At 63.3% G+C, this 26210-nt stretch carries 25 protein-coding genes; 13 read left to right on the top strand and 12 right to left on the bottom strand.

The genetic code is table 11. The annotated features are described in order from the left end of the window. Nucleotides 1–14: 14 nt before the first annotated feature. Together ABC729_RS19835 and ABC729_RS19830 are read right to left on the bottom strand one after the other, a co-directional pair. Complete coding sequence (locus tag ABC729_RS19835; RefSeq protein WP_495609334.1) at nucleotides 15–1547, bottom strand: ABC transporter permease; 1533 nt, start codon at nucleotides 1545–1547, stop codon at nucleotides 15–17. Beyond that, the gene (locus ABC729_RS19830) at nucleotides 1544–2299 is read right to left on the bottom strand and encodes an ABC transporter ATP-binding protein (RefSeq protein ID WP_495609333.1); all 756 of its coding nucleotides are present in this window, start codon (nucleotides 2297–2299) and stop codon (nucleotides 1544–1546) included. Before ABC729_RS19830 ends, ABC729_RS19835 begins: the two co-directional genes overlap by 4 nt. A 127-nt stretch (nucleotides 2300–2426) precedes the next feature. On the opposite strand from ABC729_RS19830, the gene ABC729_RS19825 reads away from it, so the two are divergent. Both ABC729_RS19825 and ABC729_RS19820 read left to right on the top strand, forming a co-directional pair. Continuing rightward, entirely contained in the window at nucleotides 2427–3053 is a 627-nt protein-coding gene (locus ABC729_RS19825; protein ID WP_495609332.1) for a hypothetical protein, read from the top strand. A 31-nt stretch (nucleotides 3054–3084) separates the two neighbouring features. Continuing rightward, nucleotides 3085–4038 carry a GlxA family transcriptional regulator gene (locus ABC729_RS19820; protein WP_495609331.1) on the top strand — a complete coding sequence of 318 codons (954 nt, stop codon included), beginning with the start codon at nucleotides 3085–3087 and terminating at the stop codon, nucleotides 4036–4038. Here the strand turns inward: ABC729_RS19820 and ABC729_RS19815 are convergent. Continuing rightward, nucleotides 4035–4841, bottom strand: a complete 807-nt coding sequence (locus tag ABC729_RS19815) for an SDR family NAD(P)-dependent oxidoreductase (protein ID WP_495609330.1) — start codon at nucleotides 4839–4841, stop codon at nucleotides 4035–4037. The genes ABC729_RS19820 and ABC729_RS19815 overlap by 4 nt on opposite strands. A gap of 343 nt (nucleotides 4842–5184) precedes the next feature. Here ABC729_RS19815 and ABC729_RS19810 point away from each other — a divergent pair, with 343 nt between their 5' ends. The 7 genes from ABC729_RS19810 (at nucleotide 5185) to ABC729_RS19780 (ending at nucleotide 11493) form a co-directional block, all read left to right on the top strand. Continuing rightward, complete coding sequence (locus ABC729_RS19810) at nucleotides 5185–5430, top strand: hypothetical protein (protein WP_495609329.1); 246 nt, start codon at nucleotides 5185–5187, stop codon at nucleotides 5428–5430. A 116-nt stretch (nucleotides 5431–5546) separates the two neighbouring features. After that, on the top strand, nucleotides 5547–6950 hold the full coding sequence (locus tag ABC729_RS19805; RefSeq protein WP_495609328.1) for a hypothetical protein: 1404 nt from the start codon (nucleotides 5547–5549) through the stop codon (nucleotides 6948–6950). A 190-nt stretch (nucleotides 6951–7140) separates the two neighbouring features. Then, on the top strand, nucleotides 7141–7476 hold the full coding sequence (locus tag ABC729_RS19800) for a hypothetical protein (RefSeq protein WP_495609327.1): 336 nt from the start codon (nucleotides 7141–7143) through the stop codon (nucleotides 7474–7476). Between the two features lie 102 nt (nucleotides 7477–7578). Next, a complete protein-coding gene (locus ABC729_RS19795; protein WP_495609326.1) occupies nucleotides 7579–8565 on the top strand; it encodes a hypothetical protein in 987 nt (328 codons plus the stop codon). Between the two features lie 109 nt (nucleotides 8566–8674). After that, nucleotides 8675–9274 carry an OmpA family protein gene (locus tag ABC729_RS19790; RefSeq protein WP_495609325.1) on the top strand — a complete coding sequence of 200 codons (600 nt, stop codon included), beginning with the start codon at nucleotides 8675–8677 and terminating at the stop codon, nucleotides 9272–9274. Next, nucleotides 9271–10449, top strand: coding sequence for a flagellar motor protein MotA (locus ABC729_RS19785; protein ID WP_495609324.1), 1179 nt, complete (start codon nucleotides 9271–9273; stop codon nucleotides 10447–10449). The genes ABC729_RS19790 and ABC729_RS19785 overlap by 4 nt, the downstream gene beginning before the upstream one ends. A gap of 3 nt (nucleotides 10450–10452) precedes the next feature. Continuing rightward, the gene (locus ABC729_RS19780) at nucleotides 10453–11493 is read left to right on the top strand and encodes a peptidoglycan -binding protein (protein WP_495609323.1); all 1041 of its coding nucleotides are present in this window, start codon (nucleotides 10453–10455) and stop codon (nucleotides 11491–11493) included. A gap of 7 nt (nucleotides 11494–11500) precedes the next feature. Here ABC729_RS19780 and ABC729_RS19775 read toward each other — a convergent pair whose 3' ends face one another. The 6 genes from ABC729_RS19775 to fabI all read right to left on the bottom strand — a co-directional run bounded on the left by ABC729_RS19775 (nucleotide 11501) and on the right by fabI (nucleotide 15853). Next, on the bottom strand, nucleotides 11501–12043 hold the full coding sequence (locus ABC729_RS19775; RefSeq protein ID WP_495609322.1) for a hypothetical protein: 543 nt from the start codon (nucleotides 12041–12043) through the stop codon (nucleotides 11501–11503). Nucleotides 12044–12077: 34 nt separating this feature from the next. Beyond that, nucleotides 12078–12611 carry an SRPBCC domain-containing protein gene (locus ABC729_RS19770; protein WP_495609321.1) on the bottom strand — a complete coding sequence of 178 codons (534 nt, stop codon included), beginning with the start codon at nucleotides 12609–12611 and terminating at the stop codon, nucleotides 12078–12080. Between the two features lie 12 nt (nucleotides 12612–12623). Next, nucleotides 12624–12971, bottom strand: coding sequence for an ArsR/SmtB family transcription factor (locus ABC729_RS19765; protein WP_495609320.1), 348 nt, complete (start codon nucleotides 12969–12971; stop codon nucleotides 12624–12626). 74 nt (nucleotides 12972–13045) lie between these two features. Beyond that, on the bottom strand, nucleotides 13046–13903 hold the full coding sequence (locus ABC729_RS19760; RefSeq protein WP_495609319.1) for a phytanoyl-CoA dioxygenase family protein: 858 nt from the start codon (nucleotides 13901–13903) through the stop codon (nucleotides 13046–13048). 2 nt (nucleotides 13904–13905) lie between these two features. Continuing rightward, nucleotides 13906–14991, bottom strand: a complete 1086-nt coding sequence (gene aroC / locus ABC729_RS19755; RefSeq protein WP_495609318.1) for a chorismate synthase — start codon at nucleotides 14989–14991, stop codon at nucleotides 13906–13908. A 7-nt stretch (nucleotides 14992–14998) separates the two neighbouring features. Next, nucleotides 14999–15853 carry an enoyl-ACP reductase FabI gene (gene fabI, locus ABC729_RS19750; protein WP_495609317.1) on the bottom strand — a complete coding sequence of 285 codons (855 nt, stop codon included), beginning with the start codon at nucleotides 15851–15853 and terminating at the stop codon, nucleotides 14999–15001. Between the two features lie 108 nt (nucleotides 15854–15961). On the opposite strand from fabI, the gene ABC729_RS19745 reads away from it, so the two are divergent. The 3 genes from ABC729_RS19745 (at nucleotide 15962) to ABC729_RS19735 (ending at nucleotide 20967) form a co-directional block, all read left to right on the top strand. Then, entirely contained in the window at nucleotides 15962–17215 is a 1254-nt protein-coding gene (locus tag ABC729_RS19745) for a YihY family inner membrane protein (RefSeq protein ID WP_495609316.1), read from the top strand. Nucleotides 17216–17547: 332 nt separating this feature from the next. Then, nucleotides 17548–20475 (top strand): TonB-dependent receptor plug domain-containing protein, encoded by a 2928-nt coding sequence (locus ABC729_RS19740; RefSeq protein WP_495609315.1) that lies wholly within the window; start codon nucleotides 17548–17550, stop codon nucleotides 20473–20475. 186 nt (nucleotides 20476–20661) lie between these two features. Next, entirely contained in the window at nucleotides 20662–20967 is a 306-nt protein-coding gene (locus tag ABC729_RS19735) for a hypothetical protein (RefSeq protein WP_495609314.1), read from the top strand. A 2-nt stretch (nucleotides 20968–20969) separates the two neighbouring features. On the opposite strand, the gene ABC729_RS19730 is transcribed toward ABC729_RS19735, so the two are convergent. After that, nucleotides 20970–22793, bottom strand: coding sequence for a tetratricopeptide repeat protein (locus ABC729_RS19730; RefSeq protein ID WP_495609313.1), 1824 nt, complete (start codon nucleotides 22791–22793; stop codon nucleotides 20970–20972). A gap of 236 nt (nucleotides 22794–23029) precedes the next feature. Between ABC729_RS19730 and ABC729_RS19725 the strand changes: the two genes are divergently transcribed. Beyond that, a complete protein-coding gene (locus ABC729_RS19725) occupies nucleotides 23030–24298 on the top strand; it encodes an aspartyl/asparaginyl beta-hydroxylase domain-containing protein (protein WP_495609312.1) in 1269 nt (422 codons plus the stop codon). 28 nt (nucleotides 24299–24326) lie between these two features. Here the strand turns inward: ABC729_RS19725 and ABC729_RS19720 are convergent, their stop codons facing one another. Continuing rightward, nucleotides 24327–24815, bottom strand: coding sequence for an RNA pyrophosphohydrolase (locus tag ABC729_RS19720; protein ID WP_495609311.1), 489 nt, complete (start codon nucleotides 24813–24815; stop codon nucleotides 24327–24329). Between the two features lie 80 nt (nucleotides 24816–24895). Continuing rightward, complete coding sequence (locus tag ABC729_RS19715; protein ID WP_495609310.1) at nucleotides 24896–26146, bottom strand: pentapeptide repeat-containing protein; 1251 nt, start codon at nucleotides 26144–26146, stop codon at nucleotides 24896–24898. Nucleotides 26147–26210 lie beyond the last annotated feature (64 nt).

Here is a 26210-nt window from a genome sequence, read left to right as displayed (position 1 = left end):
CCGCCCGCCATTTATCAATCTTCTCCGCGTTTTTGCAGCAGCAATCCGGCCAGCGCACCCCCGTTTGCGGCCAGAAGCAGTGGGATCGCCCAAAGCGGGGCCAGGAATTTCAGGGCCAGCCAGCCCAGGCCGAACAGAGCGAAACCCAGCAGCATCTCACCGAACAGGGCGACCATGTTGCTTTGGTAGCGTTTCTGAAACGCCTTGCGCCCGCCCAGCACCGGGCCCTGCCGCATGTCCATCAGCAGATAGAGGCTGATCGACAGCAGACAGACCAGCCAGAGGATCAGGCCGGACCAGGGCGTCTGTGTGATCACATAGAAGCTGACCCCCGTGGCGATGATCAGGGACGGGACGGCGGCGGCCAGCAGCCGGTCGCGCAGCATGCGCCGCGCGCCGACCGGGGCGGTGCCCAGAAGGTCGGGCGCATCTTCACCCGCGAAAGCCAGCCAGACCAGCGCGCCGGCCAGCAGGCCCGCCACGGGAACAATACCCATCCAACCCAGCGCCATGACCTCACCGGACGCGGTGCTGATGCTTTTGCCCATGCTGGGCAGCACGATGGGGGCGGCGACCAGCAGGATAGAGGCAACCTGGGTAAGCAGGCTGGGGTCGCGCAGGATCAGGCGCCATTCCTTCCAGAGAATGGAACCGGTCACGCCACGAACGCGCATGGACAGGGGAACAGATTTGGTTTCGCGCTTGGGGCGGGCCGTCAGGTCGGTGCCGGCGGCGGCATTCACGCTGCGCACGAAAGCCGGACCCAGCAAGATGGTCACCAGCAGAAAGCCGCCGAAGGACAGCAGGACCAGCAGCAGCAGCGGCCCCGGCTCCCCTGTCACGGCAGCGCCGAACCAGCGCAGCGGCATCAGGGCAGGATTGTCAGCCAATTCGGCCATGGCCTGGAAGTTCTTGGCCTTTGTCGCCTTGTCGGCGGCATTGTTCATGTTGGGGATCTGGGCGGCCAGGGCCGCACCGATGCCGATAACGCCACCCAGCACCTGGGCTACGGTCCGCGCCCGCCGCGCCCCGATCATCTTCACCAGACCTAGAACGATCAGGAAGGAGACCGTGACGGCCAGCAGGCAGAGCGCAGGCAGGGTGATATAGCCGATCAGCCAGCGGGCCGAGACCATAATGGCGCTTGGGTTCATAAAACATGCCGCCATAGCCAGCGTCGTGCCCATCACCGCCAGGGCGATGGCCAGCAGGCGGATGGGCAGGATCGCCCCCGGTCGCATCGGCGAGGACAAAAGCAGGTCCATATCGCCGCGTGTGTAGATGGAATTGACCGTCAATTGCATGGAGACGGACAGCATGATCGCCATGCTGAACAGGCCCATGCCGCCAAAGATCATCTGCACATTCTCCGACGACAGCTTCATCTTTCCGAACCCGAAGGCGGAAAGGAAACCGACGCCATGCATGAACAGGATACCGACAATCAGAATGGCCCAAGCCCAGGGGCCCGTCTTCTTCGTCCTGAAGGCCAGTCGCAGTTCATGCCGCAGCAGCCAGGGCATGCTGCCCGGTGTCAGGGCGATCATGCGGCCACCGCCTTGCCGGAGACCAGATCAAGGAACAGTTCCTCCAGCGAAGCGCCGTCGCGGCCGTGCCGCTGCCGCAGCTCCGCCAGAGTGCCCTCGGCCAGCAATTGTCCGTGCTGGATGATGCCGATACGGTCAACCAGACGTTCCGCCACCTCCATGATATGGGTGGTCAGGATGATGGTGCAGCCAGCCCTGGCCCGTTCGGCCAGCAGGTCCTTCACCTGGCGCGCGATGGCGGCGTCCAGGCCCGTCAGGGGTTCGTCCAGGATCAGCAGGCGGGGATCATGGATCAGGGCACCGGCCAGGGCCGCCTTCTGCTTCATGCCGCGCGAGAAGCCTTCGCAGCGTTCATTGCGATGATCATACAACTCCAGCCGGGTCAGCAGCTCCTCCGCGCGTGACGCAGCGGTGCGGGCGTCAATGCCCCAGAGGCCTGCCACGAATTCCAGATATTCCAGGGGCGTCAGCTTGTCATAGAGCATCGGCTCATCCGGCAGCCAGGCGATCTGCCGCTTGGCGGCAACGGGATTGGTCTGGTTATCCACGCCGAACACAACGATGCTGCCCGATGTCGGGGTCAGCAGACCGACCACCATTTTCAGGGTTGTGGTCTTGCCGGCCCCGTTGGGCCCCAGCAGACCATAGAATTCGCCCGGCTGGATTGTCAGATCGATGCCCTTGACCGCCTCCTTCTCGCCGTAGGACTTGCGCAATCTGCGAATTTCAAGAGCAGGGCTGTTCGTGGTCATGCGTATCAACCGGGGTAACGCCATCGGGAAGACATAGTTAACAATTAATGAGTGCTGATAGAAGTCTTCTCCGTTTCCGCGCTGACTTGCCGGCGTCATAACGGAAAGAACAAGGGGGAAGGCCCACATGCTCTTGAGTAACGGATCGCCTTTGAACGGATGGGGGCTGACGGGCTTGATTGCCGTCCTGCTTCTGCTGCTGTCCGGTGGGGCAGTGCTGGCCGCGCCCGATCCGGTTCATCAAGCGCGCTGGGTGATCCAGCTGACAGCCTGGACATCGCTGCTGCTATTCGGGCTGGCCTTCACCGCGTCAAGCCTGGTGCGGCTGTTGCCATCCCCCACCACGCGCTGGCTGCGGCGGCAGCGTCGCTATCTGGGCGTGTCGTTCGCCGTATCGCATCTGATCCACCTGGTGGGCATCCTGGCCCTGATGAACCTCGACTATGTGCTGTTCCTGCAATTGACCAACCGGATGACGGTGGTGGCCGGCGGCGGGGCCTATGTCATGATCCTGCTGATGACGCTGACATCCTTTGACCGGATGATGGCACTGCTGGGGCCAAAGGCCTGGGGTTGGCTGCATCTGATCGGCGGCTGGTACGTCTGGACGGCCTTCACCGTCTCCATGGGCAAGCGCGTGGGGCAGGGGCCGGTCTATTGGCTGGGTCTGGGGATCGCGTTGGCGATCCTGGTCATCCGGGTGCTGGGTCGCAGCGGTCGGTTGACAGGAAAGGCGGCGCAGGGTTATTTATGACCTGATTTGTTGTTTATATGGATTTCAGGTCATGCGTTCTGTCGGGTTCCTGGTGTTCGATGGGTTCCAGGTGATGGGGCTGGCCGCCCTGTCGGTGTTCGAACTGGCGAATCTGCTGGGCGGCAAGGCCCATTATGACATCCATATGCTGTCGGATACCGGGGGACGCGTGCGCAATTCCCTGGGTTTCGGGATCGAGACGGCGGCGGTGGGTGACGTGTTCCATGACACGACCATCACGACGGGATCACTGCTGGCTAAGTCGGCACCATCGGCGTTGCTGGATTACCTGCGGACAGCATCGACGCGGTCGCGGCGGGTGGCGGGCATCTGTACTGGCGCCTTCCTGCTGGCCGAGGCTGGGCTGCTGGATGGCAGGCGAGCCACCACCCATTGGGGCCATGCACGGTCGCTGGCCACGCGGTTTCCCAAGGTTCGCGTGGAGGAGGACCGGATTTTCATCCAGGACGGCAATCTCTGGACCTCCGCCGGGATGAGTGCGGGGATCGACCTTGCCCTGGCTCTGCTTGAGGAAGATCTGGGCCGGGAGATGGCGCGGTCGGTGGCGCGGGCCATGGTGGTCTATCTGCGCCGGCCCGGCGGGCAATCGCAGTTCTCCACCCTGCTGGAACTGGAGCCGAAATCAGACCGGGTGCGCCGCGCCCTGACCTATGCCAAGGAGAATCTGCGCAACGAGCTGTCGGTGGAGGAACTGGCCGACGCTGCCAGCCTGTCACCCCGGCAGTTCAGCCGCGTCTTCCGGCAGGAGACGGGGCAGTCGCCCGCGAAAGCCGTTGAGAACCTTCGGCTGGAGGCGGCGCGCGCCATGATGGAGGAAGGCCGCTTGCCGATGGAGATCATCGCGCGCGAGACCGGCTTTGCCGACCGCGAACGCATGCGTCGCGCCTTCCTGCGCAGCTTCGGCCAGCCGCCGCAGATGATGCGACGGCTGGCCGATCATGAACGGAATGTGGGAACAGCTTAAGTGCTCGCCACACCGAAGCGGACGGCAGGCTTGTTGCGAGAGGCATTGCCGGCGATCTTCATCCGCGCGGCCTCAAACGCCTGCCAATCGGCAGGGTCGGGCAGGGAGGGGATGGTGACCAACTCACCCTGATCCAGCCCGGACAGGGCGGCATCCACCAGATCGCCCACTTCCATCACCATGTCCTGGGGCAGGACGGACGGGTCGATGCCGGCGCGTTCGAAAATCTCCGTCCTGGTATAGCCGGGCAGGACGGCCTGGAAGGTTACGCCCTTGCCGGCGGTTTCGGCGGCCAGGGCCTGTGTCAGGGCCAGAACGAAGGCCTTGGTCGCCACATAGGGGCCATTGAACCGTTCCGGCAGCATGGCGACTGCAGACGCGATATTGATGATGGTGCCGGCCCCCTTGGCCGCAAACACATGGGCGGCGGTCAGGGTCAGGCGCTGCAATGCCGCGACATTGAGGGCCAGCATGGCGTCATAGGCGGTGGGCGCGCTGGACAGTGCCGGGCCATTGGGGCCCAGGCCGGCATTGTTCACAATCAAGGTGATGGTGGCATCGCTGACCAGCCGTTTGGCAACGATATCCTGGCCGGCAGCGTTGCCCAGATCGCCAGGCAGGACATCGATCGCGCGTCCGGTTTCCGCCCGCAGGCGCAAGGCCAGCGCTTCCAGCCGGGCAGCATCGCGTGCCACCAGGATCAGATCATAACCGCGGCGGGCCAGACGGTCGGCATAGGTGGCGCCGATACCGGCGGATGCGCCCGTGACAAGGGCCGTGCCCTTGGAATTCTGCGTGCTCATTTTCTTCTCCGATACGCCCCGTCAGGGGGTGATGGGGGAAGAATAGGCCTAATTCGTCATGTCCTGAATGACATAGAAACGGCAAATTCAGACATGTGGGCGTTAACAGCAGATTATGCCGTTGCGCGGTAGAAGATTGTTGTAACACCGGCAGGCAATCTGCCAAGTTGTGGCAAATCTTCCATCTTCTGGCCTGTTGCAGTTCGACCCCGGGAGTTTTCCGTCGTGGATTGACAGGCGCGGCAATGATGTTTGCAGCAATAGCCCTTTCCCATATGTAAGCTGTGGACGCCGACGGGTGTTGATAGCCTGTTGGACTGTTTCCAACCACAAGGAGTGCCGCATGGACACCCACTTGGCTCTGCTTATTCCGTCGACGATTACGGCCCTTTTCGGTCTGTTTGCCCCGCAATGGCAGATCAGGCGCATTGAGGCTCGGATGCGCGAAGGATATGACCGCTATCTGGGTGAGCAGCGCTCCTACCATGCCTATCCATGGCAGCGAAATGCCAATGCCTTGCGGTTGATGGGGGCAGCTATCCTGTTGATGGAAGCGGTCTATTTGGGTATTCGCCTGCTCACGCCGTGACCCATCTTGCGGCGTCTTAGAAACGCTGCTGTTCCGTCTCAATTCCGCCATCCGTGGCACGCCAAATGGAGTAGCCGGCGGAGAGCGCCGGTGACTGCCTTCCGGGGCCAATAATCATGCGAAGCCGTTTCCTGCCCGTTTCATTCGCCGCTGCCCTGTTGTTGGGCCTTGGCGCCTGCGCTGCCAATCCCGCCATCAAGGAGGGGGAGATGCGGAACCGGCAGATTGCCGCCGGTTCCTGGCGCCTCTCCGAACTGCGCCTGATCTGCATGGGCAATCCCGATGCCGGGGTGCCGGGTCGTGCCCTGACGGCGGATGAGGCGACGGAACAACTGCGGCTTGTCCTTGAACTGTCGTCGCTGGCCCCGGATGTCTGGCCCAATGTCCCCCTGTCGAGCCCGCGTGTGGAGGAGTTCCGCCGTATCTGTGCTGGCGACCCCGCCACCAATACCCCGGCCCGCGCCCTGACCGCAGAGGAACGCAAGGAGTTGCTGTCCCTGATGGTCAGCACGCCGGCCACCCTTCCGGCTGTGCGCGGCAGCGGCGGAGGATCGGGCGGTGCCATCATCTGGAGCGACAGCGGCACCAGTGGCGGCGGTGGCGGCTACTACGAGGAAACCTATCGCGATCCGGATTATGACCGGATGATCTGGGAGATGGAACGCGACCGGGCGCGGTGGGATGCCTATCTCTGGGAACAGCGCCGTCGCGAACTTTACTGGGAGCATGAGCGCCGCCGCCGCGAGTGGGAGCGGGATCGCGCCCGATGGGAACGCGAGCGCGATCGTGACCGGGCACGCGCCGAGCAGGATCGCCGCCGCGCGGAAGATGCCCGCCGCCGCGCCGAGGAAGATCGTCGCCGTGCGGAGGAGGAGCGCCGCCGTTATGAACGGCCACCCATCGTGCAGCCACCGCCGCGCCCGTCGGATGAGGATATGCGCCGTCGCCGGGAGGCCGAAGACGCCGCCCGCCGCCTTCAGGAGCAGCGCCGCCGTGCGCAGGAGGAAGTACGCCGCGATAATGACCGCAGCCGTGAGGCGGAGGAGGCCGGTCGTCGCCTTGAAGAGCAGCGTCGTCAGGCCGAGGGCGAGGCGCGTCGTCAGGCGGATGATGACCGCCGCCGCGCTGCTGAGGAAAACGCCCGTCGGATGGAGGAGCAGCGCCGCCAGGCCCAGAGTGAGGCGCGTCGTCAGGCGGATGATGATCGCCGCCGCGCTGCTGAGGAAGGTGCCCGTCGGATGGAGGAGCAGCGCCGCCAGGCTGAGAGTGAGGCACGTCGTCAGGCGGATAATGACCGTCGCCGCGCCGCCGAGGAAAACGAGCGCCGTATGCAGGACCAAAGGCGACAGGCCGAGGAAGACGCCCGCCGGCGCGCAGATGATGATCGCCGTGAGGCAGCGGAAGAGAATGCTCGCCGGATGCAGGAACAGCGTCGTCAGGCACAGGAGGAGGCACGGCGTGAACGCGAAGCGCCGCCGCCACCGCGTAACCAGACCGGTGTTGAGACCCAGATTCCCTGAAGGCGACGCATAAGCTGTTTTATGCGCAATGAGGGGCGATGGATTTTTCCATCGCCCTTTTTGCGTGAATGATTGGGATGTCGCTCACGATATCCCTAATTTTGACGATTTCGGACGCCATTCCGCCACAGGCCGACGGTCCAATAGGAGTATGCCAAATCAGCGGCGATCCTGTTGGAGGTAGCCAGCCATGCGTGCCGTTCCGATCATTCTGTCGTTTGCCACCGTGATGCTGAGCGGCGGCTGCATAACAGATCTCTCCGCGTTCAACGGATCGGGATATGGCGGCTACCAACACTACAGCTATTACGACAATTGCGACTATGAACGGGACAAACCCAGCAAAAGGCAACGGGAGATGGACCGGCGCAACAAGGAAGTGAATGAGTTTCTGGCGGAAAGGCGTCAAACCTGGGAGGCCATTGAGCGCCGTGAGCGCGAGAAGCATCAGGCGTGGGAAGAACGGGAACGCCAGCGGCAATTGAAGAACTATGTCGATCCGAAAAGCCTGTTCAAGCAACCCTGACCTACTTCAGTCATTTCTCCATCGTGTATCAAAGGCTGTGTGTTTTGCTTCCTGGCTTGCAACTAAACAGTTAGATTGTCCTATCTTCGGATGGGGGACGTGATGACGGATGGGGATGGCACGGCGGTGCCGGCACGGATGGCGGCGGATATCAGCATGTCATTGCGCCGGGAGGTGGACGCAATGATCCGCTATGCCCTTGGTGCTGGCACGCCGGTGCCGGCCGATATCATTGCCCGTTTGTCGATCCTGGATGGTGAGGCGCCGCCGCCGCTGGCGGATCTGGCAAAGCTGCATAATCAGTTGGCAGCTCTGGTGGCACCGGCCAGCCCACGCACCATCCGTCTGCTGGCCGATGATCCGTTCGCCGGGCGTTTCTGGTCTAGTTTCGGGCCGCTGCCGAATATCCGCCGGCTGCTGCTGGCCGCCATATTCTTCCTGGCCTGCTTCATCTTCGCCAGCCTTTCGGAGCATATCAACGCCACCACCATCAGGCAGGATATTTACACAATCGATTCAGAGCATCTGCTGCATGTGCTGATCTTCCTGATGAGTGCGGCGGGGCTGGGGGCCTGTTTCAACGCTTTATCAACCGCCTACTGGTTCATCCAGGCCGGCACCTATGATCCCAGGCTGGATAGTTCCTATTGGATTAGGATCGTGCTGGGCATCATCGCCGGCCTTCTGATTTCGCAACTGGTGCCGCTGGGCGGGCCGGAGGCGTTGGACGCCCAGGGCAATCCCACGGGCAGCACAGCCACGCTGGGCAAGCCCCTGTTGGCCCTGCTGGGTGGCTATTCGGCCAGCATGGTGAATTCTGTGCTGCAAAGGCTGGTAGAGACGGTGCAGGCCATGTTCAAGGGCGGTGCTGCCGATACGGCTGCCGCCAATGAGGCCATTGCCCGCGCCAAGGCCGATCATCGGGTGGAACAGCATAAGCTGACCATGGCGGGTGACGTGATCGTTCTGCATCAGGCCATCAAGGATGGCGCGCCCACGGACCGGCTGTTGGAACTGGCCGGCGGGTTAGTGAAGCAGGTGGCACCCGCCCATGCCGGATCATCGCCGCCGCCGCCCAACGGTGGTTGACCCGCAACAAGAGTGGCCGGACCCGCCGCTGTCCGCTATCGTTCCGGCGGTGGCCCGTTGCTGTGACATGGCGCGGCCATAATCTTCCGTTTTCCTGGTCGGCATGATCATGCGCTTCCCCTCCTTGTCCCTTCTGTCGCTGTTTCTGGCTCTCGGCCCGATCTCGGGTGCTGGTGCGCAGAACAGCATCGGCCCCCTGCCGGCCAGCCCGCCGCCGTCGGCGGCACGCGCACCCATCGCCGTGCCATCCACGCCCGATCTGGTCCTGCCGCCCACGCCAGCAGCGCCGGACCAAGGCGACATTCCAGCGTCACCGGTCACGGAGCTTCCAGCATCCCGCTTTCCCGGATCCGTGACCGGTCCAGAGCCGGCCCGTATGCCAGCCGAACGCAGCACTTTGCTTTATCCACCGGATGCGGAGGTTCTGCCCCCAGGCACCGATGCGGTGCTGGCCGATGTCGTGGCGCGGTTGAAGGCGCATCCCGCGGAACGGCTTGAATTGCGCGCCTATGCCAGTGCCAAGAACAACCGTCCGACAGATGCGCGCCGCATGGCGCTGCTGCGCGCCCGGGCCCTGCGCGACCGGCTGGTGCAACTGGGCCTAGACCCGCTGCGGCTTCTGGTTTTTGCCGAGGGGATGACGGTGGCCGACGGGGCCGCCGCACCGGTTGCCGCCGCTGACCGCGTCGATCTGGTGATCCGCCCATGACACTGTCCGCCGACCGCCGCCTGACAACGCCGGAACGACCGCCCGTGGCTGAGCCGCCGGCCAGCCCACCGCGCCGGTTCCTGACCCGCATGGCCCTGTTTACATTGGCCGTGGCGATGATCGCGGCGGTGCTGCTGCCGTCCCTGGCTCTGGCCTTCATGGCGAATCCGGCGCTGAACGGCCTGATTCTGTTCACCCTGCTGCTGGGCATCTGGTTCATTTTCCGGCAGGTGACCATGCTGGGGCCGGAGGTAGCGTGGCTGGAGGCCTTCACCGCAAACCGTGCGGCGGATGGGCAACCACGCCTGCTGGCCCCCATGGCCCGCATGCTGGGTGAACGGCAGGGCGGACGCTTCACCCTGTCGGCGGTGGCCAGCCGGTCCTTGCTGGACGGGGTCGGCACGCGCCTGGATGAAGGCCGCGAGATATCGAAGTATCTGATCGGCCTGCTGATCTTTCTCGGCCTTCTGGGCACCTTCTGGGGCCTTTTGCAGACCGTATCTTCCATCGGCTCCGTCATTTCCGGCCTCAGTTTCGACAATGCCGATGTGGCCGGCGTGTTCGGGAACCTGCAGGCCGGCCTGTCGGCACCGCTGTCGGGCATGGGTATGGCGTTCTCCTCCTCCCTGTTCGGGCTGGCGGGATCGCTGGTCCTGGGATTTCTAGAATTACAGGCGGGACAGGCGCAGAACCGGTTCTATACAGAGCTGGAGGATTGGTTGGCTGGCATCACGCGGCTGTCCAGTGGCGCGCTGGGCGATGGGGATGCGGGCGGTGTCGCTGGCGTTGGCGCTTCTGTACCGGTCTATATCCAGGCTCTTCTGGAACAGACGGCGGAGAATATCGAACGGCTGCAATTCACCATGGCCGGTGCGGAGGAGGGGCGGAAGCTCCAGAACCAGCAGCTAGTGCAGCTGACCGAACGCATCGCCGCCCTGACCGACCAGATGCGTAGCGATCAGCAGGTGATGCTGCGTCTGGCCGAGAGCCTGTCCAATGGGGGCGGCCTGGGCCTTGACGAGGCGACGCGCGCCCATATCCGCAATCTGGAACTTTATACTGCCCGCCTGTTGGAAGAGACGACGCAGGGGCGCATCCAATCCACCCAGGAATTGCGCAGCGAGATCAAGATACTGGCCCGGACCGTCGCCGCACTGGGCGATACGGAGCGTTGATCCATGGCCTATGTCCGGCGGCGCGGGTCACGGGGGGAGAAGGTCGATATCTGGCCCGGCTGGGTGGACGCGCTGTCCAGCCTGACCATGGTGGTCATCTTCCTGCTGATGGTCTTCGTGCTGGGCCAGTTCTATCTGACCAGCGCCTTGCAAGGCCGCGACCGGCAACTGGCCGATCTGCAAAGCCGGGTGGCACAGCTGGCCGATGCCCTGGCCCTTGAACGCGACAGTAATGCCCGCATGCAGGCCGATTTCGGGCAGTTGACCGACCGGCTGCGCGCGACCCTGGCGGAAAAGGAAGCGCTGCAGGCCCGTCTTGATGCCATGGGCGGGACGGCGGATGCAGCGGCCACGGCGGATGAACGGGTCGCCGGCCTGACCAGGGATCTGGAGGAAGAACGCAGAATCAGTGCGGCGGCCCGCAATGATGCGGTGTTGTTGAACCAGCAGATCGCCGCCCTGCGCGCCCAGCTTCAGCAACTGGTGACCAGCCTGGACGCCTCAGAAGCTAAGGCCAAGGAGCAGGAGGTGCAGATCGCGGAGCTGGGCAAGCGCCTGAACGCAGCGCTGGCCGGCAAAGTGGCGGAACTGGCGCGGTTCCGGTCCGAATTCTTTGGCCGGCTGCGCGAGATTCTGGGCAACCGGGATGATGTGCGCATCGTCGGCGACCGGTTCGTGTTCCAGTCGGAAGTGCTGTTCGACAGCGGCTCGGCAGAGTTGGGCGAAGCGGGACAGGTGCAGTTGGGTCGGCTGGCCAAGACCCTACTGGAACTGGCGGCGCAGATGCCGCCGGAGATCAACTGGATCCTGCGCGTCGACGGGCACACGGATGTGGTGCCCATCAAATCCGGTCGCTGGGCCAGCAATTGGGAACTATCGACGGCGCGCGCCATCTCCGTCGTGAACTTCCTGGTGCAGATGGGTGTGCCGCCGGAACGGCTGGCCGCCACGGGCTTTGGTGAATTTCAACCGCTGGAGCCGGGCAACAGCCCGGCCTCCCTGGCGTTGAACCGCCGGATCGAGTTGAAGCTCGACAGCCGGTAACGTGCTCTCACCGCGCCTTGGGGAAGGGTGGCAGCTCTGCCGTCGTCGCCTCGCGATAGGTGATGGTGTGGCCCGGCGCCCATTGGCCGTCGGACAGGAACTCCGCCTGATTGGTCAGGACGCCGTCCTTCAAGGTCAGGGTGGAGCGCACCTTGCTGATCTTCGGATGCCCGGCCACGTCTTCCTCGGCCACCAGCTTGCCCGGACCATCGGCGCGCATCACGCCCTGGGTGTGAAAGCCGGCGGTCGTGAAATAGTGATAGATCATTGTCTTACGCGGCTTGTCCCAGAAGACCAGGGTTTCCCCGCCATAGGACAGATCGCCCAGGATATGGGTGATGCGCACGGCCTTGCCGCCCAGGGCCCATTCCCAGCGGGACTGATCCACCATCGGCTTGCCATCGGGGCCGGTGCCCTCGCCGCGCCAGCTTTTGCCGACAATGCCGGCAATATCGGCGAACGGGTCGGCATCCGCCGCCTGTGCCGGGGTCATTCCCAGCAGCACGGTGAGCATGAGGCCGATGGCCGCCAGCCAGTTGCGCATGGTCATTCTTCACTCTCCCTGTCTTGGTCTGTTGAAGCTTTCAGCCGGCGTCGCGGTCCTGCAAGGGCCAGTTTTCCGCCAGCGTGCGCTTGGGCAGGACAAAGCCCATCACGCCGAACATCGCGTACATAAGGCGGGTGCCGAATGGCACCGTGCCCGTCTCCACCACAGATTTCAGGTTCGCCAGGATGTTGGTGCCACCCTGATCCATTTCCTTGGCGGTGCGGGTGCCGTGCGGGATGTTCTCCACCGTCAGGGTCACTTCGACCACACCATCGGCTTGCGGAAACAGCTCATAGATGACGGTGCAGGGGGCGTCGTCGAACTGCGTGAAGCGGAATGTGTGGGCGAAGCGGCGGGGTGGATCAAACTCCAGTACCTCCCCCACCACCAGGGTACGGCGGCGGTCGGCGGTGCGCATCTGTACCGCCGCACCGGTGTGAAAGCCGGTATTGACCATCAGCGCGTTGAACACTGCCTGCTGCGGACTGTCGGTCTTTGTCAGTTCGCGCCAGATGGCCTCCACCGAGCCTTTAATGTTGGTACGGAAGACCTTCTTGTTGTCATTCCCCATTATATCCCCCTGTCATGAACCCGCTTCGATCTTTTCCTTCAGGTCCAGCAGTTTGCCGGCCCAGAAATCATCGAACTCATCCGACCAACGACGGTGGATGGCGCGTAGCGGCAGGGTGTTGACATACAGCCGCCGCTCCCGCCCCGCCTTTTCCGACACGACCAGATCCGCCTCCTCCAGCACGCGCAGATGCTTCAGCACGCCAATTCGGCTCATCTCGAATGCCGACAGAAGATCGGCGACGATGCAGCCGGGATTGCCCCGGATCAGGTCAAGCAGCCGCCGCCGTTCCCGGCTGGCCAGAGCCTGGAACACCGCATCGGTTGCCGCCTCGTCAAGCTGGTACAGATCGTCCTTCATAGGTAACCAGTAGGTTACATATTTGGGTGCGAGTCAAGGGGGCTGTGAAGCGCCCCTCTCAAAGTGGCAAGAGGTCAGGCGAAGCCGCGTGCCGGGTCGTGGGCGGGGCGTTGCAGCCAGTTGCTGGCCGGATAGTCGCAGGCACCATCAACCACATGGATCGTGTAGGCATGGCGCGATCTGTCGGACCGGTTCGGTCCCGACAGATGCGGCAGCAGGCCGTGCAGCAGGATCAGGGTGCCGCGCTTGGCCGGCAGCGGGACATAGCCATTTTCGGGTGTGCAGGCGGGCCAGGGGCTGTCATCCAGCACCTCCATCGAAACGCCGCCGTCGGCATTGCGGTTGAACCGTTTTTTGAGACCGGCCTTGTGCCCGCCGGGCAGGGCCCACATGCAGCCATTCTCCAGGGTCGCATCCTGCACCGCGAACCAGAAACCAACGACGCTCATCGGTTCGGTGTAAAGGAAGGTGCTGTCCTGATGGCACACGACCTCGCCACCGATATGCGGCTGCTTGAAGATGTACATGGACTGCATCAGCAGGGGCTTTTCCATGCCGATATCGCCGGCGACGGCGCCCAGGCGGGCATCACGGGAAAAGCGGTCGAACACAGGGTCGCGGTCATGCATAGCATGGCCGATCTTGTTGATCGACAGATGTTTTTCCTGACGCAGACGGCCCGCCGCATCAAACGCCTCTTCCTCGAAGAAGAAGCGGATCTGGTCGCCCGACGACATGAAATAATCGTCGGACGTCTTCTGCTGGTTCACGGTAGAGAAAACCGATGCATGGGCCTCGGCATCAAACCCATCGACCAGCCGGGCCGCCTGCGCCATCAGCGCATCGCAATCCGTGTCAGACGCGAAGCCCGGCAATACCAGAAATCCGTCGCGGTGATAGGCATCGATCTGGTCTTGGGTCAGGTGTGGCATGTTCATTGCCCCAGGGCGCGGGCGCGCAGGAAATGGTCGGCCAGGACGGTGGCCATCATCGCCTCGCCCACGGGCACGGCGCGGATGCCGACGCAGGGATCGTGGCGGCCCTTGGTCAGGATATCTGCTTCGTTACCGAAACGATCCACCGTCTGACGCGGGGTCAGGATGGAGGAGGTCGGTTTGACAGCGAAACGAACCACGATATCCTGGCCGGTAGAGATACCGCCTAGGATGCCGCCAGCATGGTTGGACAGGAAGTGCGGCTTGCCGTCGGGGCCGATCCGCATCTGGTCGGCATTCTCCTCACCGGTCAGGGAGGCAGCATCGAAGCCAGCGCCGATTTCCACGCCCTTGACGGCATTGATAGTCATCATGGCCTGGGCCAGATCGCTGTCCAGCTTGTCATAGATCGGCTCCCCCCACCCGGCGGGCACGCCGCTGACCACGACCTCGATCACCGCACCGACGGAGGAGCCGGCCTTGCGGATACCGTCCAGATACTCTGCCCATTGTTCGGACATCACAGGATCGGGACAGAAGAACGGGTTCTGATCGACCTGGGTCCAATCCCAGCGCGACCGGTCAACCTTCAGCGGTCCCATCTGTACCATGGCGGCGCGGATGCTGATCCCGCCGCCAGGGGCAGTTTCCAGGACACGGCGGGCGACGGCGCCGGCGGCCACGCGGCTGGCCGTTTCGCGGGCGGATGAACGGCCGCCGCCGCGATAATCGCGGATGCCGTATTTGGCATCATAGGTGAAGTCGGCGTGACCGGGGCGGAACTTGTCCTTGATGTCCCCGTAATCCTTGGACCGCTGATCCTCGTTCTCGATGAACAGCATGATCGGCGTGCCGGTGGTCAGGCCCTCGAACACGCCGGATTTGATCTGTACGCTGTCCGACTCGCGCCGCTGCGTCACATATTTGCTCTGGCCGGGCTTGCGCTTGTCCAGAAAGGTTTGGATGAACGCCTCATCCAGGGGCAGGCGCGACGGCACCCCATCCACGATGCAGCCGATGGCGGGGCCATGGCTCTCGCCGAAGGTGGTGAACCGGAACAGGGTACCGAAGCTGTTGCCCGCCATTTTGAAATCAGCCCTCGCCCATGCCGGCCAGCAGCTTACCGGTCTCCACGGCGGCATCGACCTGCACCATGCCGACCGTGTGGTAACCGCTGTCGACATGCAGGTTCTCACCCGTCACGCCGCTGCCGAGGTCGGACAGCAGGAACAGGCCGGCATTCCCGACCTCATTGATCGTGACGTTGCGGCGCAGCGGCGAATTCAGCTCATTCCATTTCAGGATATAGCGGAAATCGCCAATACCGCTGGCGGCGAGCGTCTTGATCGGACCGGCGGAAATGGAATTGACGCGGATGCCCTGCGGACCCAGGTCGTTGGCCAGATACTTGACGCTGGCTTCCAGCGCCGCCTTGGCCACGCCCATGACATTATAATGCGGCATCACCTTTTCCGCCCCGTAATAGGACAGGGTCAGCAGGCTGCCACCTTCCTTCATCAGGGGCACGGCGCGCTGGGCGACGGCGGTGAAGGAGTAGCAGGAAATATCCAGGCTCTTCAGGAAGTTGCCGCGCGTGGTATTGAGGTACAGCCCGTCCAGCTCGTTCTTGTCGGAAAAGGCGATGGCATGCACCACGAAATCCAGGCCGCCCCACTTTTCCTTGATCGTTTCGAAGGCAGCATCGATGCTGGCCTCATCCGTCACGTCACAGGGCAGCAGGATGTCGGAACCAACCTGTTCCGCCAGCGGCTTCACGCGCTTCAGCAGCGCATCGCCCTGATAGGTGAAGGCCAACTGGGCGCCATGCTGGGCCGCGACCTGGGCGATGCCCCAGGCGATGGAACGGTCATTGGCGACACCCATGATGAGGCCGCGCTTGCCGGCCATCAGGCCGCTGCTGATCTGGGTGGTGGCGCTGTTCGTCATTCTCTTCTCTCCGCCATGGCCGGTCGGCCATAAATCGGGGCGCATCCTACACGAACGAAATCGAGGGTCAAACGCATGGCAGGCGGGTCAGGGTTTTCAGGGACAAGGATGCGCAACCTGTTGCGGCTGCTGCGCGACGGACACACTATCCTGGCCCATGCTGCACGTCGGTTCGCGCGGGACAAAGGTTTTGTGTCGGCGTCGGCCCTGACCTACACGACGCTGCTGGCGCTGGTGCCGCTGCTGACAGTGATATTTGCCATCTTCACAGCCTTTCCCGCCTTCCGGCGCTTGAAACAGCAGGCGGAAACCTTGTTGTTCCAGAGCCTGGTGCCGCAGGTGGGCGATCAGATCCAGTCCTATGCCGGCACCTTCGTGGCTAAGGCCGGAGCCTTGACGGGGCTGGGGGTGATTGGTCTGACGATCACGGCTATTCTGCTGTTCTTCGCCATCGAAGGCGCGCTGAACTCCATCTGGCGGGCGGCTGAACCACGCCCCTTGCTGACGCGGCTCTTATCCTTCTGGGCTGTGCTGACCATGGCACCGCTGCTGCTGGGGGCCAGTCTGTCGCTGGGCCTGGGTGCCTTAGCCCGGATGAAGGCCGACGGCGATCCGGGGTTGGCCTTCGCCCTGTCCCTGGTGCCGTTCCTGTTCGAGACGGCTGCGTTTACGCTGATGTATGTGGCCATCCCCAACCGGGAGGTGGCGTGGAAAGACGCGCTGGCCGGCGGGGCCGTGGCCGGGCTGGCGACGGAACTGGCCAAGACCGGCTTCTCCTTCTACCTGACCCTGTTTCCGACATATGAGGCGATCTATGGCGCCTTGTCGGTGATCCCCACTTTCCTGCTGTGGCTCTACCTGCTCTGGTCCGTTGTGCTGTTCGGTGCGGAACTGGCGGCGTCACTGCCCGAATGGCGGGCCGGGCGTCTGAACGGAGAGGAGGGGGGGCTGGCCACGGGACAGCGCCTGATGGTGGCGCTCGCCATTCTCGACGCGCTGTATCAGGCAAGCCGCCACGGGGTGGGATTGAAACGCGAGGCGCTGGCGCGGCGGGTGCCAGTGGGTGGTGCCGTCATTGATGACATGCTGGAATCCTTGCGCAAATCCAATTGGGTCGACCGGTCGGGACGGGGTGCCTGGATGGTTTCGCGCGATTTGAACCGCGCTACCTTGGCCGATCTGCGGCTGGCGCTCGACCTCGCGATTCGTGGTGAGAATGCCATGGTAGAGCGGCTGGATACCGGCTGGGCCGCGGATACGGCGGGATTGATTACAAATGCCGAACAGTCCGGCCGCGAAATGCTGAACGTTTCGCTGGCAACGATTTTTGCGTCGCAAAATGACCTGAAAGGCCCTTTGTAAGCGTTCTGAACCCTTGAAACCCGCCTGTTACACGGCGGTGCCGCCCTGTCACACCGATCTGAGTTGCTGAGGCGCGGAATCTCTGCCTTTCGGCCTATGCAAGTGCAAAGATGCAACGGTCCTTAGCAATGTTGAGTCACCAATGTGAAACACCTATTGCAAGCGCGAGAGAATAGATTGTTATTTGCGGGCAGCAGCTATGCGGCCCATCGGGACCTTGGTCTTTGACCTGACGGAAGCGGTGGGTGGTTCCGGCCCTGAACGGGGGCCTGGAATCTGGGGCAACCCAATCGGTGTTCACCAACGGGCACCTGGAAAAGGGAAAGAGATAGATGAAGCAGTCCGTATATTCCGCGCGGTCGATCCGCGGCCTTCTTATGGCCGGTGCCGCTGTGAGCGCCGTCGCCATGACCGCCGCTCCGGCCATGGCCCAGGAGATTGAAGAGATCGTTGTGACCGGCTCGCGCATTGCGTCGCCGAACCTGGTCGCGACCTCCCCGATCACCGTGGTCGGTCAGGACGAAATCAAGTACCAAGGCACGACCCGCGTCGAAGACCTGGTCAACAGCCTGCCGCAGGCTTTCGCCGCGCAGAGCAGCCAGGTGTCCAACGGCTCGACCGGTACCGCCACCATCGACCTGCGTAACCTGGGCCCGTCCCGTACGCTGGTTCTGGTCGACGGTCGTCGTCTGCCGCCGGGCTCCCCTGGTTCGGGTGGCTCCGCCCCCGACATCAACCAGATCCCCGGCGCGCTGATTGAGCGCGTGGAACTGGCCACCGGTGGTGCGTCGGCCGTGTATGGTTCGGATGCCGTCGCTGGCGTCGTGAACTTCATCATGAAGGACGACTTCGAAGGCATCGCCTTCGACTATCAGTTCAGCTTCTACCAGCACAATAACGACAACGACTTCGTGCAGAACACCGTTCGCGCACGTAACTACCCGCTGCCCGACGACAGCGTGACGGACGGCTTCACCCGCGACAGCACCGTCGTGATGGGTGCCTCCACGGAAGACGGCAAGGGCAATGTGACCCTGTATGCCGGCTACCGTAAGATCGACGCCATCCTGCAGTCCGAGCGTGACTATTCCGCCTGTACCGTTGCCGCTGGGAATGGCGTCTGGAACTGCTCCGGTTCCGGCACGACCTTCCCGACCCGTATCCTGGCGACTGCCATTGGTGGCGGCACGGCCCCTGGCGATGCGCAGGTCCGCGCTGACGGCTCCGTCTCGGCCTATTCGTCCGCGACCGGTGCCTATAATTTCGGTCCGCTGAACTATTATCAGCGTCCCGATGAGCGCTACACCCTGGGTGCGTTCGGCAAGTACGAAATCAACGAGAACATCACCGCCTACACGCAGCTGATGTTCATGGACAACCAGACGGTTGCCCAGATCGCCCCGTCGGGCCTGTTCGGCGTCTCCGCCAACATCCGTTGCGATAACCCCATGCTGACCGCTGCCCAGCGCACGGCCTATTGCGGTACGCTCGCCGGCACCAGCAACACTGTCGGTATGACGCTGCTGCGTCGTAACGTCGAAGGTGGTGGTCGTCAGTCCGATCTGCAGCACACCTCCTGGCGCATGGTTGGCGGCTTCAAGGGCGATGTCGGCGGTTGGGACTATGACGTGTTCGGCCAGTATGCCCGCGTCAACTTCGCCCAGACCTACTACAACGACTTCTCCATCAGCCGTGGTACGCAGGCTCTGGACGCTGTCCGCAACGCCGCTGGTCAGATCGTCTGCCGTGACGAGTCCAATGGTTGCGCCCCGTACAACATCTTTACGCCGGGTGGTGTGACGCCGGAGGCTCTGGCCTTCCTGCAGACGCCGGGCTTCCAGCGCGGTTTCACCGAGCAGAAGATCGCTTCGGGCAGCATCTCGAAGGACCTGGGTGACTATGGTCTGACCCTGCCGACCGCTTCCACCGGTATCGCGGTCGCTTTGGGTGCCGAATATCGTGAAGAGTTCCTGCAGCGTACTGTCGATACCGCCTTTGCCTCTGGCGACCTGGCCGGTCAGGGCGGCCCGACGCTGGGCGTGGCCGGTGGCTTCGATGTTACGGAACTGTTCGGCGAACTGCGCGTTCCGCTGGTTGAAGACGCCCCGTTCGTCAAGCAGCTGACCCTGGACCTGGGTTATCGTTACTCCGATTATTCCAACTTCGGCGGTACCGACACCTATAAGATCGCCGGTGACTGGGCACCGATTGATGACTTCCGCTTCCGCGGCAGCTACAACCGCGCCGTCCGCGCGCCGAACGTCCAGGAACTGTTCACGCCGCAAGGTCTGGGCCTGTTCAACATGGACGAGGATCCCTGCGCCGGTGCGACGCCGACCTTCACGGCGGCCCAGTGCGCCAATATGGGCGTGACTGCCGCCCAGTATGGCCGCATCATCGACAACACCGCTGGCCAGTATAACTCGCTGGATGGTGGTAACCCGAACCTGAAGCCGGAAACCTCCGACACCTACTCGATCGGCTTCGTGGCGACCCCGTCGGTTATCGAAGGCCTGACCCTGACCGTCGATTACTTCAAGATCGACATCAAGGACGTGATCGACACGGTGCCGTCGGCCCTGGCCGTCAACCGTTGCGGCACGACCGGCAACCGCGCGTTCTGCGATCTGATCACCCGTGATCCGGTCACCGGTTCGCTGTGGCTGGGCACCACCGCCCAGGTTCTGGCGACCAACGTCAACATTGCGTCGCGTTCCCGTTCGGGTATCGACGTCGATCTGGCTTATCGCTTCGACCTGGACGATGTTGGTCTGAACGAGATGGGTTCCCTGTCGTTCAACCTGGTCGGCACCTGGATGGACAAGGCCATCGACGAGCCGCTGCCGGGCGAAGGCAAGTATGACTGCGTGGGCCTGCATGGTGCCAACTGCGGCGTCCCGACGCCTGAATGGCGTCACCGTCTGCGCGCCACCTGGGCCACGCCGTGGGATGCCAACATCTCCATGTCCTGGCGCTACATCGACTCGATCAATGCGGAAGGCACTTCTGCCAACCCGCTCCTGACGGGCAACGTGGCGGCGCTGAACCGCAAGTTCGACTCCTTCAACTACTTCGATCTGGCCGCCACCTACAGCCCGATCGAAAACCTGTCCTTCTCGGCCGGTGTGAACAACGTCTTCGACAAGGACCCGCCGCTGTCTGGCGCGCTGGCCGCTGTCGTCGGCAACGGCAACACCTATCCGGGCGTCTACGACTCCCTGGGCCGTTACGTGTTCATGGGCGCCCAGGTCAAGTTCTGATCTGGTCCTCTTTGGACGTGAGTATGGGAATGGCGGGGCCGAAGCCCCGCCATTTTCATTTTGGGGGCAATGGTCAGCAAAGGTCACAGGGATTGGCGCTTTCCTGCCGCCCCGCCGCCCCATTCCAGCCGCGATATGGCGTCAGCCTGTCTTCATGTCCATGGCAGTGGATAGGAGGACATGAAGATGAAACGCATGCTTGCCCTGACCGCCCTGGCGGCAGTGCTGATGTCTCTGGCCTCGGTTGGGGACGCGCTGGCTGGTGGCCGTCACGACCGTGACCGGCACCACCATCACCACCATTATTATGATCGCGGCTATGATCATCGTGGTGGCCGTCACCACCACCATTATCACCGGCCCCCGCCGCCCCCCCCGGTGCATTACTATTACTATGCGCCGCCACCGCGCCCGCCGGCTGCAATCATCTATCGCGACTATGGCCGGGGTCCGTCGCTGGTGCTGGACGTTGAGATCGGGCGTCGCCGCTGATCTCAGCCCGGGACCAGATCAAAGGCGATAGTGATGCGTGGAACCTCGTCCTGAAACGGCACCGTGCCGTGCCAAAAATACGAGGGGAACAACACCAGCCGGCCCGGTCTGGGCTGTACCGCATGCAGGGCAGGCAAACTGGTCTCCGGTCCCAGATTGGGAACGCCGAAGGTCAGCCAGCCCGACTGATCACCGGCGTCGGCGGCGGGTGGCACCTGCAGGTAATAAACGCCGCTGATCCAGCCTTCGGGGTGGATATGGTGCGTGTGGAAACCGCCGTCGCGCAGCCGTGATGACCAGGAACCCGCAAAGGTCAGTCCCTTGCTCCGCCGACCGAAATAGGGATGGCGCGGGTCTGCCGGCATGGCATCGACATAGCCGCGTACCGCCGCCAAAATCTGCCCCCGCAGAGCGGTAAGCGGCGCGTCGTCGCGTTGGGCGAACAGGTTGGCACTGGTCTGTGTACCCTTGCGCAGGGTCAGGTGGATCGGTTCATTGACGGTGTCGTGCAGCCGATCCAGAACGGCCAGACAATCGCGGATGAAACTCTGCTGATCGGTCCAGCCCTCAGGCGGAGGAAGATCGAAGACCGCTACACAGGCGTCGATCTCGCCATGGTTCTCCACGCCGTCCAACCGATCCAGCGTGCCCAGCAAGGCCAGGGCATACTGGTCCTGCGGGAAGGTTGTCAACGTCCGCAGTGCCACTTGCCGTGCCGCCAACCGATCACCTGACCGCAACAGCGCCAGGGCCAGATCGTTGCGCACGGCCAGATTGTCGGGATGGTCCGACGATAGCTGTTGCAGCAGCGGTACCGCTTCCGCAGGCCGGTCAGCGCGCAGCAGCAAGGCCGATTGCCGACGCAGGACGGAAGGGTCGTTCGGCGCCAGAGCCAGGGCCAGGACACAGTTCTGCATCGCCGCATCAACAAAGCCGAATTCGGCCTGCAGCTCCGCCGCTATGTCCAGCGCGCGGGCCGATTGCGGATGGGCGCGCATGACGGCGTAGATGGCCGTGAAGACATCGTCCAGCCGGCCCAGGGTCCAGAGACGACGGGCCAGATTGCGGTGGGCGTCGCGGTTCAGCGGGTCATGTTGAATCGTCGTCTGAAAAGCTGCGATGCTTTCCTCATGCTGGCTGAGGTCCCCCATCAGATTGCCCAGCAACAGCCAGGCATCCTTTGACTGCGGTGCCGCCTGCAATGCACGACGGACCAATGGTTCCGCGTCGGCATAGCGATGCAGACGCCGCAGAATGGAGGCAAGGTTGATCAAAACCAGCGGGTGGTCGGGTGCCAGCGCCTGCGCCCGGCGCAGGACGGTCTCGGCTTCGCCCAGTTGCCCACCATCGCCATGGATCAAGCCCAGCATCAACAGGCTGGGTACATGTTGCGGGGAGAGCTTCAGGGCGGCCGTGCAGGCCTTTACCGCTTCGTCCGGGCGTCGCAGATCGTGCAACGCCTTGGCCCGATGGTAATGGAACTCTGCATTGCCGGGCATCAGGGCGATGGCGCGATCATAGCAGATCAGAGCGTCGGCCGGCCGTTGTTCGCCCAGGTACAGGTTGCCCAGATTGCTCCATACCCCCGGCTGGCGCGGGTTGGCATCCAGAGATCGGCGCATATGATCGATCGCGAGGTCAGGCCGGCCATTGTTTTTGGCCAGCAGGCCCAAAAGCTGCCACGCGTCGGGATTACGGGGGTCAATGGCCAGGACCTGAGAATAGGCCTGTTCGGCCTGTGCCGCCCGCCCGGCCTTCTGTGCGGCCAGCCCGGCTTGCAGCAACTGCCCGATACGCTGCGCCCCGGACCCCATCAGGCCCGTCATGCGCCGCCGCCATGTGTTACGGGATCAGGCCTGTTCTGTACCATGGGTCGTTCTGTCGGTCGCTATCGCCGGTAGGGATTGCACACTACCCCAGCCGTTGGGGTGCCGTCATCTGCCCTGACGGCGGTTACCGATTGGCAGGGGCCTATACGTGCCCGCCGTTTTCTACTTGCCAAGTTCGATATTAAGGTTCTCTTAACCAAACATGACTGGTATTTGCGTCGGGGAGATGCGTGTTGTTTGGTCCCAATCTTCAGGCCTTGGTTGCCCGTGCAGGTGAAGCGACCGCCAAAGGACGTCTGCGGGAAGCCTACCAACTCTGGACTGACATCCGGCGCCTGCATCCCGGCAATGTCGACGCGCTTTACAACCTGGGTAAGATGGCTCTGGACCAGGGGGACGCGGCGACCGCCATTGACATGTTGCGGGCAGCCCACGCGGCAGATCCCAAGGAACCGCTGATCCTTCTGCAACTGTCCAATGCCTGCCGGCTCGCGGGCGATGAACAGGGGGAGTGGGATTGCCTGCAAAAAGCCCTCGCCATTGATGCCTATTTCATGCCGGCCCTGCTTGGACAGGGGCAGATCCTGGAGCGGCAGGGCAAGAGGCGCGCGGCGGCAGCGATGTTCCGCAATGCCCTGAAGATTGCCCCACCACCCGCCCGCTGCCCCGAGTGGCTGCGCGCACCGTTGACTGCGGCGCAGCAGGCGGTGGACCGGCATATGGAAGAACTCGCCGCCTATCTGCGCGACAGTTTGGGCAGCAGCCGTGAGGCGCTGGAGGTGGGCGTTCTAGAGCGGTGGGATGAGGCCGTATCCATCCTGTCCGGGAAAAGCACCCCCTATCCCTCCGTCGCCAACCAGTTACAGGTGCCGCGCCTGCCGGCCATCCCGTTCTTCAATACCGAATTGTTCCCGTGGGTGGAGGCACTGGAGGCCGCCACCGACCAGATACGGGAGGAGTTTGTGGGGGCCATGCGCGGTCACGGCCAGGATTTCGCCCCCTATATCCAGTACCGCGATGGGCAACCGGTGAACCAGTGGCAGGAATTGAACCATTCCAGCCGGTGGAGCAGCTATTCCCTCTGGCGGTCGGGTGAGCCTGTGGCGGAGCATCTGGCCCGCTGCCCCGTTACGGCGGCGGCCCTGGCGGCGGTTGAAATGGCGGATATCGGCGGACTTTGCCCCAATGCCATGTATTCCGCCCTGGCCCCGCACACCGCCATTCCCCCGCATCATGGTGAAACCAATGCCCGTCTGGTGGCCCACCTGCCCCTGATCATCCCCGATAACTGCCTCTATCGCGTAGGGTATGAGCGGCGGCAGTGGCACGAGGGCAAGATTCTTGTCTTCGATGACACGATTGAACATGAAGCCCGCAACGACAGTGACCTGTTGCGGGTGGTTTTGATCTTCGACGTCTGGAATCCGCTGCTTTCAAGGGCGGAGCGGGACATGGTGCGCGCCGCGACCAGCGCGATGCGCAGCTTCTATCAGCAGGATTAAGGGGGCGGGCCAGCGGCCCGCTTGTCCGTCATCCCGGAACAGCCAGATGGCCCAGTTCCGCCACCACCTGTTCATAGGTGGCGCGCTTGAACGGTACGATCAGAGATGTCAGCTTGTTCATCGGCACCCATTGCCAGGCGTCGAATTCGGGATGCTCGGTTTCAATGTTGATGTCGGCATCGTACCCGGTGAAGCGGCAAGCCACCCATTTCTGGGTCTGGCCCCTGTAGCGGCCACCCCAGACCTTTCCCACCAGATGCGACGGCAGATCATAGGAAAGCCACTGGCCGCTTTCGGCGAGGATCGTCGCTTTGGCGGTGCCGATTTCTTCCTCCAGTTCGCGCAGGGCGGCCTGGGCGGGGCTTTCGCCTTCGTCAATGCCGCCCTGCGGCATCTGCCAAGCGTTGGGCGTGTCCGTGCGCTTTGCCACGAAAATATGACCATCTTTGTTGATCAGCATGATGCCGACGCAGGGACGGTAGGGCAGGGTGCTGGGATCGGGCTTGTGCTTCGCCATTTTCCGGTCTTTGGATCGCTGTCATTCGTTGGCGCACAGCCTAGCCCAGCCACGGGGCCGGCGTCACCTGCCGCGATGCATCATTGCCAGCGGGCGCGGCGCAGTTCCGGCGCATTGGCGGCATTGGGGTCCAGGCTGGCCCCACGCAGGTCAGCGGCGGCGAAATTGCCGTCGCTGAAGTTGACGCTGTTCAACCGGGCACCGCGCAGATTGGCCCCGCGCGCATCAGCCCCGGCCAGATTGGCCTCCCGCAGATCGGCGGGCCAGTCGCGGCCCGTGGATTGACCATCGGCCCCGCGCAGGGGAACGGGTCCGAACTGAGTGTCCAGAAGGCTAGCTTCCCGCAGATCGGCGCGCGACAGATTGGCCCCGTCGAAGACGGCATCGCGCAGTTCCGCCCCCCGGAAGCTGGAACCCGTCAGTTTGGCCATGCGCCACATGGAGCCGCGCAGGTTCGCCTTGTCGAAGCGGCCATAGGTGATTTCCGACCCAGACAGGTCGCAGCCGGTGAGGTCGGCCCCCGACAGGTCCGGCTTCAGCAACACCATACGCATGCCCTCGCGGCCATTGCTGATGATCCAGCGCTGATGCTGGGCAATGGCTTCACGCACCTCGGGTGCCAGTTTGCCGTGATCGGCGCTGAACACGGCACCGTCGGTGTAGGCGGCCTTGAAGTTGGCGGCATCGGGCGGGACATTGCGCAGCCTCGCATCACGCAGGTCGGCGCGCGCGAAATCGGCCCCCGTCACCTGTGCATTATCCAGGATCGCTGCCTTCATCTTGGCGTCGGCGAAGCTGGTGCCGCGCAGGTCCGCCCCGGACAGGTTGGCAGCGAACAGATGTGCCCCCGACAGGTTGGCTCCGGCCAGATTGACATTGCGCAGATCGGCCCCAGACAGATCGGCCCCGGCAAGGGATGCGTTCGACATGTCGGCCCCGGCCAGATTGGCCGTCTGCACCACCTTTTGCTTGATCTTACCGACCCAGACGACCAACTGTCCCTGACGCAGGTCGGCCCGGTCGAAACAGGCGCCGCGCAAATTGGCACCGGCCAGATTGATGCCGCGCAGATCGGCGCTGACCAGGCTGGCCCCCACCATGTCGGCGCGTGCCAAATTGGCCCCGAACAGATCCGTCCCGTCCAGGTTGGCGACGCGCAGGACGGCATCTTCCAGGTTCACGCCGCTCAACAATGCATTGCGCATATCGGCATTGGGCAGGCTGGCCCCCCGCAAATCCTGGGATTTCAGCTCCAGCCGCTTGCCGCCTGGGCGTCCTTCCAGAAAGCGCTGATGCAGGGTCAGCGACTGCTGAAGGTCGAAATCCGCCACCACTGTCCTTTCCCTGCAAGGTTGCCATTCATGCCCATATGGAAATCTGATTACCACGAATGAC

The sequence above is a fragment of the Niveispirillum sp. CC-CTL257 genome (assembly GCF_059489915.1).
This window is presented reverse-complemented; position numbering and strand designations above follow the sequence as displayed.